Source organism: Actinoplanes teichomyceticus ATCC 31121 (assembly GCF_003711105.1).
GTDB lineage: Bacteria > Actinomycetota > Actinomycetes > Mycobacteriales > Micromonosporaceae > Actinoplanes > Actinoplanes teichomyceticus.
The window spans coordinates 4,248,837-4,266,923 of the sequence record NZ_CP023865.1 but is presented as its reverse complement, the minus strand read 5'-3'; the positions used below and the strand labels follow the sequence as shown (position 1 = coordinate 4,266,923).

Genomic DNA, 18,087 nt, shown 5'->3' with positions numbered 1-18,087 from the left:
TGCACCGCACCGCCATCGGGACCGGCCCGCTGTCAGACCTTCGTCGACGCCGGGTGCGATTACGCCGAACGGGTGGAGGATCCCCGCGGCACAGGGGACGCTGCGAGTGTGCACGCCTCAACACGGGCAGCGGTTCGGGTCCACACCGATAGGCGCCCCGGCGGTCGTCCGGGGCAGTCGGCGCGCGCTTGGTTCCGGGCCTGCGCCGGGTTCCCGGTCTGCGCCGGCGTCCGAGCCGATTCCGCGTCGTGGGCTCAGTGGACGGCTGCTGCGGCGGACTCGGCCGCGAGGGCTGCTGTGATCGGTGTCGGAGCCGGTTCGTCGGATCCCGAGGCTTGCCGGAACTGCGTCGTCCTGGGCCTCCGGGGACAGGCGTGCGGGTGCGGACCGGGTACCGGAGAACGGGTTTCTGACGCGTGTCGAGGACACCTGCACGAGACCGGCCGCACGCTCCGGCGAGCGCCGTAAAGCCACTCCGGGACATTGAGTGCGCCGCAACAAAGGAGATGAGAGGCATGGCATGCGCTGGAATCGGACGCGCGCTATCGGCCATATCGCTTGTTGTGCTCAGCCCCGCAGGCGCTGCCGGCGCGGCGCCGCTGACGCCGCACGATCTCGTAGCCGAGAAGCTTGAGGATCCGGCCGCCCGGCCGGTAGGTCGCGGCTACATATATCACGAGTACGTTGCACGGCACAGTCAGAAGTGCCTCGACGTCAAGTACGGCGGCAGGAGTGACGGCGCCGACGTGATCCAGTGGCGTTGTCATGGTGGCGACAACCAGTCCTGGAGATTTGCCATCACCGACTGGCCCGACTTCTGGGGAACGACGTACGTCAATCTCATCAACGAGCGCAGCGGAAAATGTCTCGACGTCAAGTACGGCAGCAAGACTGACGGTGCCGACGTCATCCAATGGCGCTGTCACGACGGCGACAACCAAAAATGGACGCCTATCTTGATTGCTCAAGCCGGAGGCCGGAACTACTTCTTGATCAAGAATAAGGGGAGCGGCAAGTGCCTCGACGTCAAGGGGAGTGATGTTGGTGACGGTGCCGACGTAATCCAGTGGAGATGTCGGAGCAGCAAGAATCAGGAGTGGGAAGAAATCACAAGTAAGGGCGTCGGTGCCGCGGCGATGAAGCACGCCACAGTGATACCGCCCGGCATTCGCGGCGCAGACCCGGTCGTGGCTGCGGTATTCTCTGATCCGAGATCAACGGCAACGACACGGCCGTCATAATGGCGTTCGCCGCAGTTTTCCGAGTGAAAGGAGATTGCCATGCGTTCTCGAAAAATCATCGCTCATGGGATCGTTGCGGCCGTCGCGCTCGCAGGTGCCGCTTCCCTGTCTGCCGCCGCTCAGGCAGCACCCGCATCAGTCGCCATCGGGTCTGCCGCGGCAGCGCCGGACGACAGCAAGTTCATCGATGACTTCTGGGACAAGAGCGAGTGCGAGAAGGTCGGGAAAGCGTTGGTGGAGAAGAAGAATTACACGACCTATACGTGTGAACACGACTGGCTTTCCGGCGACTGGAACCTCTGGGTGTACTGGTAGCTGGTGCCGCGGTGGGTGCCGGACGACGAGCCGGGCCGGGGCTTCACGGAACCGCCGCTCCCACGGGGCGTGGTGGCCGCGGTGCCGGCGGGATCATCACCAGGCGTGCTCGGGACTGTCCAGCCGGTGGCGTGACAACCGTCCGGCGGCCATGATGACGCTATGACAATATTGACGTTGATCACTTCGTTGACGTTGTTCGCCGCCCCGGGCGCGGGCCTGCCGGCCGCAACCACCTCCGCGCCGCCCCTGACCGAGACCCGGTGGGTGGTCGCCGAGCTCGTCGAACCGGCGGGCGTGACGCCGGTGACGGCCGCCCGCCCCGCCTACCTGATCTTCCATGCGTCGGGTGAGGTCGAGGGTTACGACACCTGCAACTGGGTCTCCGCGTCCGCGGTCGTCGCCGACGCCGAGACTCTCGCGCTCACCGACTTCAGCATGACCAAACGGCTGTGCCGTGACAGTGTCCCGCGGGTGGAGAGCGCCGTCGGGCATGTCCTGCACGGTGAGATCGCCTACCGGCTCGAGGCGGACACCCTGCGGCTGACCCACCCGGACGGCCGGGGGCTGGTCCTGCGGGCGGACGCCGGCTGAGCCCGCCGTGCCGCCGGGGGTTGGCCCGGCGGCCGTGCCCGCTGAGCGCCTGGCCCCCCGGTCCTGAGTGAACTCCCGAGGCCGGGCTTCCGCGTCCCGCCGGCCTTTTCCTGTGATCCATTGCGACATCGAAGGTCAGGAATTAGATTCGGCAGCATGGGAGCGCTCCCACTCCCTTCCCCCGACATCTGGAGCCCCGATTTCATGCGCAGATGGAGACTTGTCGCTGCGGCGGCGTTGACCGTCGCAGCGGCTACCGCCGTCACGATCACCGCGCTGCCGGCCAGCGCGGAGACCGCCGCCTTCACCGTGGTCAGTTCCTGGAGCAACGGTTACCAGGGCGAGGTCGCGGTCCGGAACAACACCGCCTCGACCATCAACACCTGGCGGGTCGAGCTCACGCTGCCCGCCGGCACCACGATCGCCAACTCCTGGAACGCCACCTCCTCGGCGTCCGGCAGCACGTACACCTTCACCCCGGCCGGGCACAACGGCACCATCGCCGCCGGAGCCTCGACCACCTTCGGCTTCGTCGCCAACGGCACCGGTCGGCCGACCGCCTGCACGATCAACGGCGCGTCCTGCGGCGGCACCACGACGCCGCCCTCGTCGCAGCCGCCGTCCAGCACACCACCGTCCAGCGGCACCCCGGTCGGCATCAACGGCCAGCTGCGTGTCTGCGGCGTCAACCTCTGCAACCAGTACGGCAAGGCGATCCAACTGCGCGGCATGAGCACCCACGGCCTCCAGTGGTTCGCCAAGTGCTACAACAGCGCCTCACTGGACGCGCTCGCCGGCGACTGGCAGGCCGACCTGCTGCGGATCGCCATGTACGTGCAGGAGAGCGGCTACGAGACCAACCCGTCCGGCTTCACCTCGCAGGTGAACAACCTGGTCGACCAGGCCGAGGCGCGCGGGCTCTACGCCGTCATCGACTTCCACACGCTCACCCCGGGTGACCCCACCTACAACCTGGACCGGGCGAAGACCTTCTTCCAGTCGGTGTCGGCCCGCAACGCCGCCAAGAAAAACGTGATCTACGAGATCGCCAACGAGCCGAACGGCGTCAGCTGGGCCACCATCAAGAACTACGCCGAGCAGGTCATCCCGGTCATCCGGGCGAACGACCCGGACGCCGTGATCATCGTCGGCACCCGTGGCTGGTCCTCGCTGGGCGTCTCGGACGGGTCGAGCTCCGCGGAGATCATCGCGAACCCGGTGCGTGCCCAGAACATCATGTACGCGTTCCACTTCTACGCGGCCTCGCACAAGGACAACTACCGCGCCGAGGTGCAGAAGGCGGCCGCGTCGCTGCCGCTGTTCGTCAGCGAGTTCGGTACCGTCTCGGCCACCGGCGGCGGCGCCGTCGACCTGTCGAGCAGCACCGCCTGGATCGACCTGCTGGACCAGCTGAAGATCAGCTACGCGAACTGGACCTACTCCGACGCGGGCGAGGGCAGCGCCGCGTTCCGGTCCGGCACCTGCAACGGCTCGACGTACGCGGGCACCGGCGTGCTCAGCGAGTCCGGCGCGTTCGTCCGCAGCCGCATCCGTACCGCGGACAACTTCCCGACGAGCTGACCTGCGGTGCGGATTCCCGGCGCACCTGGTGGCCGGGAATCCCGCCCGGGGGAGTCCGGCCGCCTCATCGGCCGGGCTCCCCCGTTCGCTGTGTTCCCGGGCCGTGGTCACGCCGGCGCACGCTGTGCCGACGTACCGGATGGTGGTCCGCGTCCGCGTTCCGACCCGCGCCCGCGGGAGCGGGGGATCACTACCGCGCCCGGCTGCCGGCCGCGACGGCCCGGCCCGCCGGGCCGGCTCGCGGTGCTCCGTCGGTAACGTGGTGGCTGCGTGTCGCCGATGTGGGGGAGGACTGATGGCCAGGTTCGACGGTAAGCACGTGCTCGTCACCGGCGGCAGCGGCGGGATCGGTCTGGCCGGCGCCCGGCGCATCGCCGCCGAGGGCGGCCGGGTCACGGTGACCGGCACCGATGAGCAACGTCTGGCCGCGGTGAGCCGGCAGCTGCCGGCGGCGCGGGTACTGCACAACGATGCCGGCGACCCGCACGCGGTGGACCAGCTCGCTGAGGCGTTGGACGGCGATGACCTCCACGGGCTGTGGCTCAACGCCGGGTACGCGGCGGTCGGTCCGCTGGAGGACACCGACGCCGCCCTGTTCGACGCCATGATGGCGGTCAACGTGCGGGCCCCCGCGTTGCAGCTGGCGCGACTGTCGCCGTACCTGGCCGAAGGCGCCTCGGTGGTGGTGACCTCGTCCACGTCCACCTACGAGGGCGCACCGATGACCAGCGTCTACGCGGCCACCAAGGCCGCGCAGGTGGCCGCCGCGCGTTCCTGGTCCGCCGAGCTGGCCCCGCGCGGCATCCGGGTGAACGTGCTCGTTCCGGGCGCTACCGACACCAACTTCCGGCACTTCATGACCGAGGAACAGCGCGCCGGGTTCGAATCGGCCCTGCTGGAGAAGGTACCGCTGGGCCGGGTCGGCACACCCGACGAGGTGGCCGCAGTGGCCCTGTTCCTGCTCTCCGACGACGCCTCCTACGTCACGGGCGCCCAGTTCGTGGTCGATGGCGGGCTGCTCCGGCTGTGATCTGTGGAGCCCGGCCGATCCGATCTAGACTGGTCGCATGCGGCAGGCGCTGAAGGACCTGGCCTTCTCCGATCACTCCGAGTGGTTCGGCTTGGGCCCGCTGGCGCTTGCCGTCCTGGCCGGCATCCGTGCTGTCCTGGCCGACCAGCCCTTCGCCCGCTGGGCCTGGACCGCCGTCGCCGTCCTCATGCTGGCCCTCTGCGCCGTCCACATGATCTGGACGCGGAAGAAACGTCCCTAGACCCGGCGGTGCCGCCACAGCCGGGGGCGGCGGCCTCCATGCCCGGCTCCGCGCCGCCCCGTGGCCGGGGACGTGCCTGGGAGCGCTGGGGCTTGCGCTCCCGGGCACGTCGTCACGGGCCGGTGGTCAGGTACGTGACCTGGTGGCCGCTGTTCACGGCCGCACCGGTGGTGTTGATGACGTGGCTGATCGTGCCGGTGCCGCCGAGCGAGACGGTAACCATGTCGTGGAACCGGACGCCGGTGACCGCCGGCGCCTCGAACGCCCGGGCGTTGACCACCGACGGGTTCACGTTGAAGTAGCAGTAGCTGCCCAGCCCCCACGCCTCGTGGCTGGTCACCGAGTCGGCCACCTTGTACGCCGCCCACCCCGGGGTGGACCCGTTCGAGTAGGCCGCCTGGTTCGGCGGGTCGTACGGCATCTCGTTCTGGTAGAAGTAGGTGCGGCCGCCGTTGCCGTTCCAGATCGTCTGATATTGCTGATAGTGCTCGACGAACAGGCCGTAGAACGTCACGTTGTCGCCGTTGACGATCAAACCGTTGCGGCCGGTGTTGACGCTCCAGCCGACCGTGCCGCCGTTGCCGTGGTCGGCCCGCCAGATCCAGGCGTGGTCGCCGATCACGTTGTCGCTGTTGATCTGCACACTCACCGTGGCCTTGCCGGCGATCGCGCCCCCGACGCGGACGAACACGTCGGACAGCACGGTCGGATTGCCCGCGTGCGAGGCGTCGGAGCCGGTCGGGCCGACCTGCAGCAGGGTGGTGGAGTTGGTGGTGCCCGCGTCGAACAGCAGCCCGGCGATCCGTACCCCGTCGACGTCGGCGACGTGCATCGCGTCGACGCCGCCGTCCGGCACGAACGTGGCCAGGCCCAGTCCGAGCACGACGGTGCCGGCGCGGTTGACGTTCAGCGTCTGGTTGAGGTGGTACACGCCCGGGGTGACCAGCAGGTTCTTGCCGGCGGCCAGGGCCGCGTTGATGCTCGCCGCGGTGTCGCCGGACTTGACCACGTGGAAGCTGCTGATCGGCAGCGAGGTGCCGGCCGGGTTGCCGCCGGCCCAGGTGGTGCCGGTGGCGTTGCTGCGCAGCGCCGGGACGAACACCCGGTACGCGCCGGTCGCGTCGACGTACAGGTAGGGTTTCTCGGCGATCGTCGGGGTCGAGCCGACCGTGGTGTACGGCGGTGTCGGGAAACTCTGCGCCGGCGCGCCGGTCGAGCCGACGAACACCTGGTTCCAGTTAGAGCCGCTCCAGCTGGACATCGCCGAGTTGCGGGTCAGGAACTGCTGCTGCGTACCGGACCGAATCTGCCCGTCGATCTTGGAGTCGGCGATGAAGCCGCCGGAGGACCAGCCGCCGTCGGAGAGCTCGAGATTACCGCGGACGTGCATCCGGCGGTACGGCGCCGCCTGCGACACCGCCCAGCGGTCCTGCCCGTCGCCCGGGGTCACCGACAGCCCCTCGGCGGAGCGCCAGAAGTTCTGCGTGGCGTTCTGCGAGCCGTCCGGCCACCAGTCCGCCTCGACGTGCACGTGACCGTTGATGTTCACCTGGTCCGGGGTCAGGCCGAGCCCGGCGACCTGGGTGAAGAAGCCGACGTTGACGTCGTTGGCGTAGCTGCCCGGCTTGAACAGCAGCGCGTACCGGGCGTTGCCGAACTGGTTGCCGACCTGGGCGTTGAAGACCGAGTTCAGCTTGCTCTGAATGGTCGACGCGGACATCGACGGGTCGAAGACGGTGACGTTCGGGCCCAGGTCCGGGTTGTTCGGGTTGGCCGGCACGGTCGGCGGCGGCGTGGTCGGAGCGCTGCCGCTGCCGGAGAACGTCCACTTCTGATTGGCGCCGCCGGAGCAGTCCCACAGCTGCAGCTTCGCGCCGTCGTTCAGGTTGTTGTCCTTGATGTCGAGGCACTTGCCGGCCGCGACGTTGACCAGGTCGCGCCCCGCGCTCAGGGTCCACTTCTGGGTGGTCACGGAGTCGTAGCAGTCCCACAGGTGCACGGTCGCGCCGTTGGCGGTGGAGTTGTTCGCCACGTCCAGGCACTTGCCGAGCGCCCGTACCTGACCGTTGTCGGCGAGGGTCCAGGTCTGGTTCGGGCCGGTGGCGCAACTCCACATCTGCGGCTGGTTGCCGTTGGCGGTGCTGCCGTCGGTGACGTCGAGGCATTTGCCGTTCGCCGAACTGACGATGGCGCCGCTGCTCGCGGCGAGCGCATCGGTCACACCGGCGACTCCGAGACCGGCGGCGACCACGGCGATCGTGCCGGCGGCGAGCCAGCGGGGCCGCTGCCATGGGCGGCGGTGCTTGGAAGCGGACATGTCGGACCCTTCATCGGGGAAACGGGGGTGGGCCCAGCATTTCGGTTTTCCCAAACAATTCTCAAGGTGCTTTAAGGATCCTTTAATGGTTCCGGAACCGGTGGTGTGTCCTGATCGTGACAACGGGTTACTGTTTCATTTGTTTCATAGGCGCAGGCGATTTTCCGGGAGCGGGAATCGCTCCATCGGCGGGCATTCCTCTGTGTCGCCGAGGGGGTGCGGTTGTCGTGGGGTGGGCCGGTTGCGGTTGCGGTTAAGTGGACCGGTGGCGGTCGCCGTCGGGTGGATGACCGGTGACCTTGCGGTGTACGGGTCGACGTAGACCGTGTGCCGATGCGCGGCGTCCCGCGAGGGGCCGCTGAAGTCGACCTGCGTGGTAGCGGTCGCTTCGCCCGGTCGTACGGAAAGAAGGTCTCCGGCGGGATGCGCGGCCCGGGCTGCGGCGACTTGATCGGCCAGAGGCAGCGCCGCGGTTCCGGGGGTTGTCGACCGTCAGCTCGGTGCTGTAGACGGCTTTCTCGATCTGCGGGGTGAACGCGAACAGGACGCCGGTTCCGAGACTTCTTCGCGGTCACCGACACGGGCGCGCGCGGCAGCCGACCGCTCGTGCGCGGCGGTGACCCCGGGCCGCCCGGGGGCACCGCCGGTCGCTCAGCGGCGTACGCGCTCGAACGTGACCAGAACCCCCTCGACCCCGCCGGGCCCGATCCGGCCCTTGACATCCGCGGAGGTGATCGTCTCGAGCCGCCAGCCGTGAGCGGCGTTGTCGTTCAGCATCCGCTCCAGCTTGTCGCCGGACATCTTGCCGCCGATCATCTTCTCTCCGAGTTCTCAACCGGCCCACACGCCGCGGGCGGCGGCAGCGGTGGCGTAGGCGGCGAAGTCCAGGCCCGGACGGCCGAGAATCTTCTCCACCACGCCGGTCGGAACGGTGTCGCCGCGCGACTCCAGAGCCGTGAAACCGGCCACCAGCATGTCGATGACCTCGTCCGGGAGGCCGTCGGACCGCATCACGGCCCGGTACGCCTCCGGGCTGCCGTCGAAGACGATCTCCCGTCCGGTGGCGCGGGAGATCTCGCCGACCGCCTCGCCGAACGAGATCGACCGCGGGCCGGTGATCTCGACCAGTTCACCAATCAGATCGTCGCTGGTCAATGCGGCTACCTCGACCGCCGCGATGTCGCCGGCGTCGATGAAACCCTGCCGGGCGGCCGGCACCGGAAGAGCGAGCCGCCCGGCCATGACCGCCGGCCGGAAGAAGGTTTCGAAATCCTGGTGGAACCAGTCGGGGCGGACGATGGTCCAGTCCAGGCCGCTTTCGCGTACGTCACGCTCGGCGCTCTGCAGATGGGCGTTGCCCATCACCTCGAGGCCGCGATCCGAATGCAGCACCACCCGCCGCACCCCCGCCTGCCGCGCCGCGGCAAGGAATTCCGGCGGCAATCCGGTTTGATCCGGCAGGAGCAGAAACATTCCGTGTACGCCGGAGAGCGCGCCCGTCCACGTCCCGGGATCGTCCCAATCGAACCGTTGCTCAGCATGACGGGCCGCCACCCGGACCTCCCGGCCGGAGTCACGCAACAATGCCGCGACCCGGCTGCCGACCGTTCCGGTGCCACCCAGTACGAGAATCGGATCCATCAACCGACCCTAACGTGACCGTGCGGCTTCGTGCGCGGCCCGGATCCATCGATCGGCCCTTACGTGACCGTGCGGCGTCGAAGAGGTCATGAACGCCATCCGCGTCGAACGGATCGGGCCGGGACGGCCTTGGACCCGGCCGGATCATGTCATCGCCGACAAGGGTTACAGCACCCGCGCGATCCGCCGGTACCCGCGCCGCCGCGGCATCGCCCACACCATCCCGGAACGCACGGACCAGCAGAAACACCGCCGCAACCGCGGCCCACGCGGTGGCCGGCCGCCGACCTTCAACAAGCTGATCTACCGGCACCGCAACGTCGTGGAACGCTGCTTCAACCGGCTCGAGCAGTGCCGCTCGGTGGCCACCCGCGACGACAAGACCCGCACCTCGTTCCAGGCCCCGCGCGGCTCCTCGACCGCGCCGGGCTCGCCGCCTTCCGCGAGCGGCTGCCGCACGAGCTCTCCGGCGGCATGCAGCAGCGCGTGTCGCTGTGCCGCGCGCTGCTGCAGAATCCCACGGTCATGCTGATGGACGAGCCGTTCTTCGCGCTCGACGCGCTGAGCCGCGAGGGGCTGGCGGACGAGCTCCAGCGCATCCACATCGAGATGGGCACGACGATCGTCTTCGTCACCCACGCGATTCCCGAGGCGGTGCTGCTCGCCGACCGGGTGGCCGTGCTCGGCGCCCGCCCCGGCCGGCTGCGCGAAGTCGTCGACATCAAGATCCCGCGGCCGCGGACCTTCGGTAACAACGCCCACTCGGAGCAGGTCGCCGAGGTGTCCGCCCACCTGCACGACCTGCTCCTGGTCGACCCGCAGCAGGGGGTCAGAGCCGGGCGCCGCCGTCCACCCGCAGCAGCGCGCCGGTCACGAACGACGCGCGGTCGCTGAGCAGCCACGCGGCCGCCTGCGCGATCTCCTCCGGATCGGCGGAGCGGCGCAGGGGCGTGGCTGCCGTGAGGCGCTCCACGAGGCCGGGCCGGTGTTCCTGCCACTGCCGGATCATCTCGGTGGCGGTGTTGCCGGGCGCGATCGCGTTGACCCGGATCCCCTCCGGCCCGTAGGTGACCGCCGCCGACTCGGTCAGGCTGTTCACGGCGCGCTTCATCGCCCCGTACGCGGGAAGCTCCGGATTCGCCCCGTGGCTGCCGACGCTGGAATTGTTGACGACGGCGCCCCGGCCCGCAGTGGCTCGGATTGCGGCCACCTCGGCGGTCAGCGCCAGCCATGTGCCCTTGAGGTTGACGGTGTAGAGCCGGTCGAGGTCGTCCTCGGGCGTCGCGTCGAGCGGACCGGGCGGCGTGATCGCGGCGCCGTTGTTGAACGCCACGTCGAGCCGCCCGTACAGCTCGACCGCCCGGTTCACCGCGGCGCGCACGCCCGGCCCGTCGGCCAGGTCGCACACGACGTAGTCGGCAACGCCCCCCGACGACCGGATCTCCGCGGTGACCTGGGCGAGCTGCGCTTCCGTACGGGCCGCGAGCAGGACCCTGGCCCCCTCGCGGGCGAAGAGGCGGGCCGCGGCCGCGCCGATGCCACGCCCGGCCCCGGTGATGAAGGCGACCTTGCCGGCGAGCAGTGCTGCATTGTTCATGCCGCGAGACTCCGCCCGGCACCGGCGGCTATCCAGGCCCCGGCCGTACCTGGCTGACCCGTCCCGCACCGGGGACCATGAGACCGTGAACCGACGAGAGCTCGCCGATTTCCTGCGCACCCGGCGGGAGCGCATCGACCCGGCCGAGGTGGGACTACCCGCCGGGCTTCGCCGCCGCACGCCGGGCCTGCGCCGCGAGGAGGTGGCCCAGCTCGCGTACATCTCGACCGAGTACTACACGCGGCTCGAACAGGGCCGCGCGTCGCGCCCGTCGCGTGAGGTGCTCGGCGGCCTGGCCCGGGCCCTGCGCCTGTCCGACGCGGAGCGGGACCACCTGCACCACCTCGCGGGCGCGCCGGTGCCGCCGCCCGGCCCGTCGCGCGAGGTACGGCAGAGCATCCTCGACCTGATCGCCCGGCTCCCGCTGGCCGCGGCCACGGTGACGTCCGCCAGTTACGAGGTGCTCGCCTGGAACGACCTCGCCGCCGCGCTCATGGAGGACTTCTCCGCCCTGCCCCGGCGCGACCGCAACCTCGTACGCCGCGTGTTCCTCGGCCCGCAGGAGCCTCAGAAGCGCCTCTACGGCGTGTCGGACGCGGACGCCTTCGCCCGCACCGCGGCGAACCGGCTGCGGGCCACGGCCGCGCGCTACCCCGACGATCCCGAGGTGCGCGCCCTCGTGGCCGACCTGCTCGCCGGCAGCGAGCAGTTCCGCGAACTGTGGGCGGCGCACGACATCCGATCCGAGCCGACGCTGCGCAAGACGTTCCGGCATCCGCTCGTCGGCCCCGTCACCGTCGACTGCGACGTGCTCGACCTGAGCGACCGCGACCAACGCGTCGTCATCTACACGGCGGCACCGGGAACGCCGTCGGCGGAGGCGTTGCGCCTGCTGTCGGTGATCGGGACCCAGCGCTTGGGCGGCAACGCTCAGTCGCGGCCGAAGTCCTGGGTCCAGTAGGCGGCACCCCCGCAGGTGTACGCCACGCCGACGCCGACGGGGCCGTCCGTCCTGGTGAGACCGCCTATCCATGTTGAGCGACAGGTTGATGGGCTCTGGCCCACTTTTGGTGGACTCGTGACTCGGTGTGACGTTCGCTCATGATCTTCGGGTGATCGGTACGACGTTGGCCGATGTGGTGTTCCCTTGGCGGGCTGCGGTGCGGGTGGAGAGGGTCAGCGACAGCGAACAGGGCATCCACGTACGAGCGCGCGCGACTGCGGCCTCGGCGACGTGCCCGGGATGCGGTACTACATCGCGGCGGGTGCACGCCCGCTACCAGCGCCGGCTGGCGGAACTACCGGTCGGTGGCCGCCGGGTGACCATCCACCTGCGGGTACGGCGGTTCGTGTGCGTGGCACCGGAGTGCGCACTGCGCACCTTCGCCGAACAGGTGCCGGGCCTGACGGCGCGCTATGCCCGGGCGAGCGTGGCGCTGCGCCGGCAGTGGCAGACCATCGCGGTTGCCTTGGCCGGCCGTCCAGGTGCCCGGCTGGCGGCCCGCTCGGCGATCGGGGAGAGCCGTTCGACGTTGTTGCGGCTGCTGCGATGACGGCGGCTGAGGTGAAGGCGGGTCCGCGGGTGCTGGGCGTCGATGACGTCGCGCTGCGGCGCGGGCACGTCTACGCCACGATCCTGATCGACATGGACACCCACCGCCCGATCGATGTGCTCGCCGGGCGTACCGCCGAGACCTTCGCCGGGTGGCTGCGAGAACACCCCGGCGTCCAGGTCATCTGCCGCGACCGGGGCGGCGCCTACGCCGACGGCGCGCGCACCGGCGCACCGGAGGCGGTCCAGGTCGCCGACCGCTACCACCTGGGGGCCAATTGCAGCGGTACGCGGCAGCGAACCTCGATGACCTGCTCGCCCCGGCGACCCACCGGTCCAGCGTGCTGGACGACTACGCCGGCTACATCCACCAGCGCCGCGCCGAAGGACTGACCGACGCCGCCATGTTGCACGCCGAACTGCAAACCCGCGGCTGGCGCGGCAGCCTACGCCGGTGTGGGCCGTGACCACGCCGCGGTCACCGCCGGACTCACCCTGTGCCCTACCGCTCCGGCGCCGTCGAAGGCCAGGTCAACCGCATCCCGTCCGGAGTCTCGTCGCCGGCGTGCTCGGCGATCGTCCAGCAGTTCTTACGCGGCAGCGGCGCCAGCAGGCCCCGAACGAAGTCACGGACCCGCCGACGCGGCTCTGGCCTGCGGAAACGCTCACCGACAGTCAGGAGCAGGTCGTCGAACAGCACCCGCCATCGTCCGGCGTCTACCCTGTATCCGGCAGCCACCGCTGCGTCGTGGTCAGTCCACACAACTGCCCATGATCGATGGTGGCTGCCTTCATGGGCCGCCCGTAGTTTCCAGCGAAACAACGCTAAGCAGTTGATCTAGGGGTGACGGCCGATGGGGCGGGTCCGGGCTCGGCCAGCGGCGCGGAGTTCACGCAGATCAGGGATGTGGTTGTAGAGGGTGCCGGGGCTGACGCCGAGCAGCTTGGCGATCGCCGTGACGCTGGTGTCGCCTTGACGTGTAGCGGACTCGGAACCGCTGCGGGCATCGGAGCGGTTCCTCACCGCCGACCCGTCGCTGACCGGATCCGCAGCGATCGACAGTTGGCGGCCCGGTGCCGCCATCTGTCGTTACTGGCGTCTCTTCTTTATCATCGGCGCATGGTGCCGGGCAGTACACGAAGCGCTACTACATCGGTGCTCCTCATATCGGAGGGCGGGTCGGCGTGGGACATGGCCGTCGCCCTGGCCGGCAGCGTCCTTCGCGGCGTTTTCGTCGGCGGCTTCCTGGGCGGCGTCCTGTTCGGGGCGACGATGCTGCTCGTCCACACCGCCGGCGTGACGCCGGTCGCCTTCGCCGCGCCGGTCCTGATCGCCGTCTTCGTGGCGGCTGTTCTCACTCTCCGCCAGCTGCCCCGCCACGACGCTCTGCTGCGCGTCGACGTCGACCGGTCGCCCGAGCCGACCCGGATCCGGCTGGTCCGCCCGTTCCGCCGCACCTGGCGGCCGATCGGTGAGCTGCGCGCGGTGACCATCACGGAACGCCGTGTCCGGCCCGCTGGTGCGAACCTTCCTGAGGTGGCCGGTCCGTCCGAGGTGACCGGTCTCTCGGAGCCTGCCGGCGAGGGTTCGCCCGAATGGGAGGATGCCTTGCCGTACGGCGTCACGGTGACCTTGACCGGTCCCGGCGGGCGGAGCTGGGCCGCGCCGTACATCAGCCACGACAGGCGGGTCAGCGACCTCGACACGGCGGACGGCCGTGCCCCGGCGCCGGTCGCGGCGCAGCTGGCCGCGCGGTTCACCACCATGCTGGACGGCACGCCGGCCGTGGTGCAACATGAGCGCCATTGGGTGGACCTACCCCCCGGCAAGGGTGGCACCTCGTCGTGGTTCTCCGGCGGTTCCGCGTCGGCGAACAGCGGCGCCATCGGCGGCGGGTGCTGAGCGGACCGCCACGTCGCGGAGGCGGCTCGCGGCGGCCACCGTGGCGGCGGAGGCCTCGGCCATGCCTCGTCGAGCAGCTGCTGCCGGTTCTCCCCGCCCCGGGCCCGCTCGGCCAGAGCCTCGGTCGGTTTCTGCTTGGCCGCCGACTCCCGCCCCGAGACCGCCTGATCGAACAGCAGCAGCGTCTCGTCCAGCACGTCGACCGCGGACTGCGCCAACACCGTCAGCAAGATCGGATACCGGCGTTCCGGCTCCCGCCGCTGCAACGCCTGCGGCGTCAACCGGCGCCCCACACCGGCCAGGAACCGGCGCCGTTCCGCCGGCAACATCGACAGATCCAGCGTGTGCTCGTCCAACCGGCGCAGATAGGCCAGCTGCTCCAACTCCGCCTTCACCGCGGCCGGGCTCGACGACGTCGGCCCGATTCCCGACCACGCCAGCGGCGTACGCCCCAGAAACGCATCCGGCACCAACAGCAGGTCCAACTCGTCGCGCCGCTGATCAGTCAGCAGGTGCGCCACCCGGGACCACGTCTCCTCCCGCGCCCGCGCCCGGGCCGTGGCCACATGCTCCAACAGGTAGATCACTCCCGGCCGGACCACCCGAGCCGAGATCAGATACTCGCAGCCCAATCGGAACAACACCCTCGGCGAATCGTGCTCCACTCGCCCGCGCGAACGGGAACTCGTCCACATTCCTTCCACCCCGCCGCGCTCATCGTGCGCCACCCGGCGTACGCGGCCACCTCCCGCAGATGATCCGTACGCGTCTGCTCCCGCGCCGTACGGGCGGCGAGCCGGCCTGTATGCCGACCGGGACGCGGTGGTGGCGGCGCCTGGCCCGGCGTCAGATGCCGGGCAGGCCTGCCAGCCCGGCGGCGAGGCCGAGGCCGGCGCTGATGCCGAGGACCCGCAGGACCGACCATTTCAGCCGGAAAATCAGCACGGCGGCGACCACGGCGATAGCCATCGGCACCGGGCGGATCGTGGCGAGATCGGGCAGTTGCAGGTGCAGCGGCCCGCCGGTCACCTCGTGCACGTCGGTGAAGAGGGTGTGCACGGCGAAGTAGAGGCCAAGGTTGGCGATGACGCCCACCACGGCGGCGGTGATACCGGTCAGCGCGGCGGATAGCGCGTGGTTGCCGCGCAACCGTTCGACGTAGGGGGCGCCGAGCAGGATGAACAGGAAGCAGGGCACGAACGTGACCCAGGTGGTGAGCAGGGAGGCGATGATCCCGGCGGTCCACGGGTCGAGGGTGCCGGGGTGGTGGTAGCCGCCGAGGAAGGCGACGAACTGGACGACCATGATCAGCGGGCCGGGGGTGGTTTCGGCGAGGGCGAGGCCGCGGACCATGTCGCCGGCCGACAGCCAGCCGTAGTGCTCCACCGCGCGTTGGGCGACGAAGGCGAGTACGGCGTAGGCGCCGCCGAAGGTGACCACGGCGGTGCCGGAGAAGAACAGTCCCTGCTGGGTGTAGACGCTGCCGGTGCCGGTGAGCACGGCGACGGCGGCGATCGGGACGAACCAGGCGGCGAGGCCGATGGTGAGGACGGTGATCATGCGCCGCGCCGACGGCTGGTCGTGGTGCAGGGCGTCGTCGGAGATCAGCGGCGGCGGCCCGTCTTTCCCGTTGCCGTGGGCGGCGCCGGCCTCGACGAGGGTGGGCCGCCAGCGGTGCAGCGCCCAGCCGGTGATCCCGGCCGCGGCGACGATGATCGGGAACGGCAGCCCGAACACTGCCAGCGCACCGAACGCGGTCACGGCGAAGCCGACCAGGATCGGGTTGGTCAGGGCCCGGCTGCCGACACGCCAGACGGCTTGCGCGACGATCGCGACCACGGCCGGGGCGAGGCCGGCGAACAGGGCCGTCACGACGGTGGTGTCGCCGAAGCCGACGTAGATCGCGGACAGGGCGAGTAGCGCGATCATGCCGGGCAGCACGAACAGGGTGCCGGCGGCCAGGCCGCCGGGTAGGCCGTTGAGCAGCCATCCGACGTAGATGGCCAGCTGCTGCGCCTCCGGGCCGGGCAGCAGCATGCAGTAGTTGAGCGCGTGCAGGAACCGTTTCTGGCCGATCCAGCGGCGTTCGTCGACGAGGTGGCGTTGCATCACGGCGATCTGCCCGGCCGGGCCGCCGAAGGTTTGCAGCGAGATCAGGAACCAGGCCCGGATCGCGTCGCGCATCGGCACCACGTCGCGCGCCGGTGCGCCGCCCGGCGCGGTCGGTGCCGACGTGGGATCGGCGGGTGTGGTGGGCGGGTCGATGCTGGTCATCGGCTTTCTCCGGTCAGGCGGGCGGGTGGTTGAGCAGCAGGGCGCGGCGGTGGTATTCGTAGAGCCCGTCGAAGATCGGGCCGGTGAGGGCGAGGACCTGCTCGTCGTCGCAGATCATGGACAGGCCGCGCAGGATGACGTCCAGGCCGGGGGCTTCGGGGGCGTCGTAGCGTTCGTCGTCGAGGTCGGCTTCGTGCACGATCTCGGCGAGTTTCCACAGCACCGGGTCGGTCAGTTCGTAGCGGCGCACGATCGTTTCGAAGCTGCAGTCGTCGCCGTGGTGGCCCAGCTCGACGCCGCGCATGTCGAACGGGGTCGCGTCGGCGGGCACCGCGGTCGGGTCGGTCACGAACGTGAACACCGCGTCGGGGTCGAGGTGGCGGCGGATCAGCCAGGCGCACGCGGCCCGGTCGATGTGCACGCCGGCGCGGGTGGCCCACTTCATGCGTCCTCCTCGATCAGGACGGCGGTCGACGGTTCGTCGCCGGTCAGGGCCTGCACCGCGGCGCGGGCGGCGTCGCGTTCGAGTGGCGGGAAGAAGTCGCGGCGGTCGATGCGGCGCAGCTCGGAACGCAGCCGGCGCACGACACGGATCCGTTCGGTGTCGGCTAGGCCGGCGGCGGCGTGCGCCTCGGTCAGCACGGTGGCGTATTCGGCGGCGCGGGCGGCACGCATCGTCTCGGCGACGGCGCGTTCCTGCGCGAAGCTGGCTGGGGCGGCCAGCCACACCATGGCGGAGCCGCCGGCCTGGAGGATCTCGTCGGCGATCCAGTCCAGCGACTCCCGGGTGCGGGCGTCGGACGGAAGCGCGACCAGGCCGTCGCCGAGGCGGGCGACGCCGAGGCGTTCCAGCTTGCGCCACACCGCAATCCGCGGCGCGGACGGCTCGCGCGGGATCCGATAGGACAGCAGCACCCACTGTCCGGGCGACCCGGTCATGACGGCTGGCCGGGGAGGGTCGCGGCGAGCTCCTGCACCCGGTCACGGATCTCCGCGCACAACTGGTCGTGGAACTGCTGCTGCTTCAGTTGCCACCGGTGGTCGGCGGGGAACACGTCAGTGCCGTCGATGGCGACCACGAGGTCCGCGTCCGGGACCGCCGACATCGGCCGGGGCATCGCCTCGTCCAGCAACGGCCGCATCGGCGTGCCGTGCAGCAGCCGCGCGGCGTGCACGCTGACCTGCTGCTGCGCTTCCACCCCGGCCGAGGTCGGGGCAGCGCCAGCCCGTTGCACCAGGCCGCCGCGATCCGGCTCTTGCCCGCACCGTGCGGGCAGACGAACACCACCGTGCGCCCGCTGCGTCATGGCCATCGACCTCCACCAGCCCTCCAACCTCCTCTGTAACCACGGTTACAGTAACGGAAGGTGTGCGGGATGCCAGCACGTGCTCGCTACGTGGGACCGCGTGGCCGGCAGGTCGCGAGCGCCAGCCGGCCACGGGGTGGCGAGATCCGCGGGTTCAGGCGGCCGTGCGGGTGGCATCGATCGCGGTGCGCAGCGTCCGGGCGAGGGCCTGCGCGTCGGCGTGGGCCCAGAAGTGCAGGTAGAACACCGCGTGCGCGGTCAGCGTCGCGGCGATCGTCACGAGCAGGTCGTCGAGCCGGGTGGACCCGCCGGACAGCGCGGTGAACGCGTCGGCGAAGCCTGAGTACCAGACCAGGTGCCTCAGCCGAGTCCGATCTGGCGGTGGAAGTCCCGGTCGTCCCAGAACAGGAACTCCTCGTCCCTGTACCCCTTGCGCCGGTTCCAGACGCCGACCGTGGCCATGTTGATGGCGTGCCAGCCGATCTGTTCCACAA

20 protein-coding genes and 4 pseudogenes are annotated in these 18,087 nt (G+C 70.3%); 12 read left to right on the top strand and 12 right to left on the bottom strand.

Features of this window, described 5'->3' with window-relative positions; genetic code table 11:
- Positions 1-515 precede the first annotated feature (515 nt).
- The 6 genes from ACTEI_RS18825 to ACTEI_RS18805 all read left to right on the top strand — a co-directional run bounded on the left by ACTEI_RS18825 (position 516) and on the right by ACTEI_RS18805 (position 5,002).
- Positions 516-1,241, top strand: a complete 726-nt coding sequence (locus ACTEI_RS18825; RefSeq protein WP_164466015.1) for an RICIN domain-containing protein — start codon at positions 516-518, stop codon at positions 1,239-1,241.
- Between the two features lie 39 nt (positions 1,242-1,280).
- Positions 1,281-1,556: a hypothetical protein gene (locus ACTEI_RS37130; RefSeq protein ID WP_145831025.1), complete on the top strand. Its 276-nt coding sequence runs from the start codon at positions 1,281-1,283 to the stop codon at positions 1,554-1,556.
- A gap of 177 nt (positions 1,557-1,733) precedes the next feature.
- Positions 1,734-2,150 carry an META domain-containing protein gene (locus tag ACTEI_RS18820; protein WP_164466014.1) on the top strand — a complete coding sequence of 139 codons (417 nt, stop codon included), beginning with the start codon at positions 1,734-1,736 and terminating at the stop codon, positions 2,148-2,150.
- Between the two features lie 204 nt (positions 2,151-2,354).
- A complete protein-coding gene (locus ACTEI_RS18815; protein WP_122978853.1) occupies positions 2,355-3,731 on the top strand; it encodes a cellulase family glycosylhydrolase in 1,377 nt (458 codons plus the stop codon).
- Positions 3,732-4,026: 295 nt separating this feature from the next.
- Positions 4,027-4,761, top strand: a complete 735-nt coding sequence (locus ACTEI_RS18810; protein ID WP_122978852.1) for an SDR family oxidoreductase — start codon at positions 4,027-4,029, stop codon at positions 4,759-4,761.
- 37 nt (positions 4,762-4,798) lie between these two features.
- Positions 4,799-5,002 (top strand): hypothetical protein, encoded by a 204-nt coding sequence (locus tag ACTEI_RS18805; RefSeq protein WP_122978851.1) that lies wholly within the window; start codon positions 4,799-4,801, stop codon positions 5,000-5,002.
- 112 nt (positions 5,003-5,114) lie between these two features.
- Here ACTEI_RS18805 and ACTEI_RS18800 read toward each other — a convergent pair whose 3' ends face one another.
- The 3 genes from ACTEI_RS18800 to ACTEI_RS18790 all read right to left on the bottom strand — a co-directional run bounded on the left by ACTEI_RS18800 (position 5,115) and on the right by ACTEI_RS18790 (position 8,960).
- Positions 5,115-7,319, bottom strand: a complete 2,205-nt coding sequence (locus ACTEI_RS18800; RefSeq protein WP_122978850.1) for an RICIN domain-containing protein — start codon at positions 7,317-7,319, stop codon at positions 5,115-5,117.
- 651 nt (positions 7,320-7,970) lie between these two features.
- Positions 7,971-8,135 (bottom strand): DUF4177 domain-containing protein, encoded by a 165-nt coding sequence (locus ACTEI_RS18795; RefSeq protein WP_122978849.1) that lies wholly within the window; start codon positions 8,133-8,135, stop codon positions 7,971-7,973.
- 15 nt (positions 8,136-8,150) lie between these two features.
- On the bottom strand, positions 8,151-8,960 hold the full coding sequence (locus ACTEI_RS18790; RefSeq protein ID WP_122978848.1) for an NAD(P)H-binding protein: 810 nt from the start codon (positions 8,958-8,960) through the stop codon (positions 8,151-8,153).
- 88 nt (positions 8,961-9,048) lie between these two features.
- Between ACTEI_RS18790 and ACTEI_RS38430 the strand changes: the two are divergent.
- Positions 9,049-9,267 (top strand): annotated as a pseudogene (locus ACTEI_RS38430) (IS5 family transposase); the annotation flags it as partial.
- Between the two features lie 101 nt (positions 9,268-9,368).
- A pseudogene (locus tag ACTEI_RS18780) lies at positions 9,369-9,854 on the top strand (ATP-binding cassette domain-containing protein); the annotation flags it as partial.
- Here ACTEI_RS18780 and ACTEI_RS18775 read toward each other — a convergent pair.
- The gene (locus tag ACTEI_RS18775; protein ID WP_122978846.1) at positions 9,790-10,557 is read right to left on the bottom strand and encodes an SDR family NAD(P)-dependent oxidoreductase; all 768 of its coding nucleotides are present in this window, start codon (positions 10,555-10,557) and stop codon (positions 9,790-9,792) included. The pseudogene ACTEI_RS18780 and the gene ACTEI_RS18775 sit on opposite strands and share 65 nt — an antisense overlap.
- An 85-nt stretch (positions 10,558-10,642) precedes the next feature.
- Here ACTEI_RS18775 and ACTEI_RS18770 point away from each other — a divergent pair, with 85 nt between their 5' ends.
- The 3 genes from ACTEI_RS18770 to ACTEI_RS37125 all read left to right on the top strand — a co-directional run bounded on the left by ACTEI_RS18770 (position 10,643) and on the right by ACTEI_RS37125 (position 12,502).
- The gene (locus tag ACTEI_RS18770; protein ID WP_122978845.1) at positions 10,643-11,518 is read left to right on the top strand and encodes a helix-turn-helix transcriptional regulator; all 876 of its coding nucleotides are present in this window, start codon (positions 10,643-10,645) and stop codon (positions 11,516-11,518) included.
- Positions 11,519-11,669: 151 nt separating this feature from the next.
- Positions 11,670-12,110 (top strand): transposase family protein, encoded by a 441-nt coding sequence (locus ACTEI_RS18765; RefSeq protein ID WP_164466013.1) that lies wholly within the window; start codon positions 11,670-11,672, stop codon positions 12,108-12,110.
- Positions 12,107-12,502: a transposase gene (locus tag ACTEI_RS37125; RefSeq protein WP_164466012.1), complete on the top strand. Its 396-nt coding sequence runs from the start codon at positions 12,107-12,109 to the stop codon at positions 12,500-12,502. The genes ACTEI_RS18765 and ACTEI_RS37125 overlap by 4 nt, the downstream gene beginning before the upstream one ends.
- A gap of 142 nt (positions 12,503-12,644) precedes the next feature.
- Here the strand turns inward: ACTEI_RS37125 and ACTEI_RS18755 are convergent.
- Positions 12,645-12,788: pseudogene (locus ACTEI_RS18755) on the bottom strand (IS701 family transposase); the annotation flags it as partial.
- Positions 12,789-13,265: 477 nt separating this feature from the next.
- Between ACTEI_RS18755 and ACTEI_RS37120 the strand changes: the two are divergent.
- Positions 13,266-14,012 (top strand): hypothetical protein, encoded by a 747-nt coding sequence (locus tag ACTEI_RS37120; RefSeq protein ID WP_164465789.1) that lies wholly within the window; start codon positions 13,266-13,268, stop codon positions 14,010-14,012.
- 65 nt (positions 14,013-14,077) lie between these two features.
- Here the strand turns inward: ACTEI_RS37120 and ACTEI_RS39190 are convergent.
- From ACTEI_RS39190 to ACTEI_RS39005, 7 genes and pseudogenes are all read right to left on the bottom strand, one after another.
- Positions 14,078-14,793 (bottom strand): annotated as a pseudogene (locus ACTEI_RS39190) (DUF4158 domain-containing protein); the annotation flags it as partial.
- A 65-nt stretch (positions 14,794-14,858) separates the two neighbouring features.
- Complete coding sequence (gene chrA / locus ACTEI_RS18740; RefSeq protein WP_122978842.1) at positions 14,859-16,286, bottom strand: chromate efflux transporter; 1,428 nt, start codon at positions 16,284-16,286, stop codon at positions 14,859-14,861.
- Positions 16,287-16,299: 13 nt separating this feature from the next.
- Positions 16,300-16,731, bottom strand: coding sequence for a chromate resistance protein ChrB domain-containing protein (locus tag ACTEI_RS18735; RefSeq protein WP_122978841.1), 432 nt, complete (start codon positions 16,729-16,731; stop codon positions 16,300-16,302).
- Positions 16,728-17,225: a Chromate resistance protein ChrB gene (locus tag ACTEI_RS18730; RefSeq protein WP_122978840.1), complete on the bottom strand. Its 498-nt coding sequence runs from the start codon at positions 17,223-17,225 to the stop codon at positions 16,728-16,730. Before ACTEI_RS18730 ends, ACTEI_RS18735 begins: the two co-directional genes overlap by 4 nt.
- Complete coding sequence (locus ACTEI_RS18725) at positions 17,222-17,485, bottom strand: hypothetical protein (RefSeq protein WP_122978839.1); 264 nt, start codon at positions 17,483-17,485, stop codon at positions 17,222-17,224. Before ACTEI_RS18725 ends, ACTEI_RS18730 begins: the two co-directional genes overlap by 4 nt.
- Positions 17,486-17,747: 262 nt before the next feature.
- Positions 17,748-17,873 carry a DUF1259 domain-containing protein gene (locus ACTEI_RS18720; protein WP_187645953.1) on the bottom strand — a complete coding sequence of 42 codons (126 nt, stop codon included), beginning with the start codon at positions 17,871-17,873 and terminating at the stop codon, positions 17,748-17,750.
- An 80-nt stretch (positions 17,874-17,953) separates the two neighbouring features.
- Positions 17,954-18,085: a hypothetical protein gene (locus ACTEI_RS39005; protein WP_262384764.1), complete on the bottom strand. Its 132-nt coding sequence runs from the start codon at positions 18,083-18,085 to the stop codon at positions 17,954-17,956.
- Between the last annotated feature and the right edge of the window lie 2 nt (positions 18,086-18,087).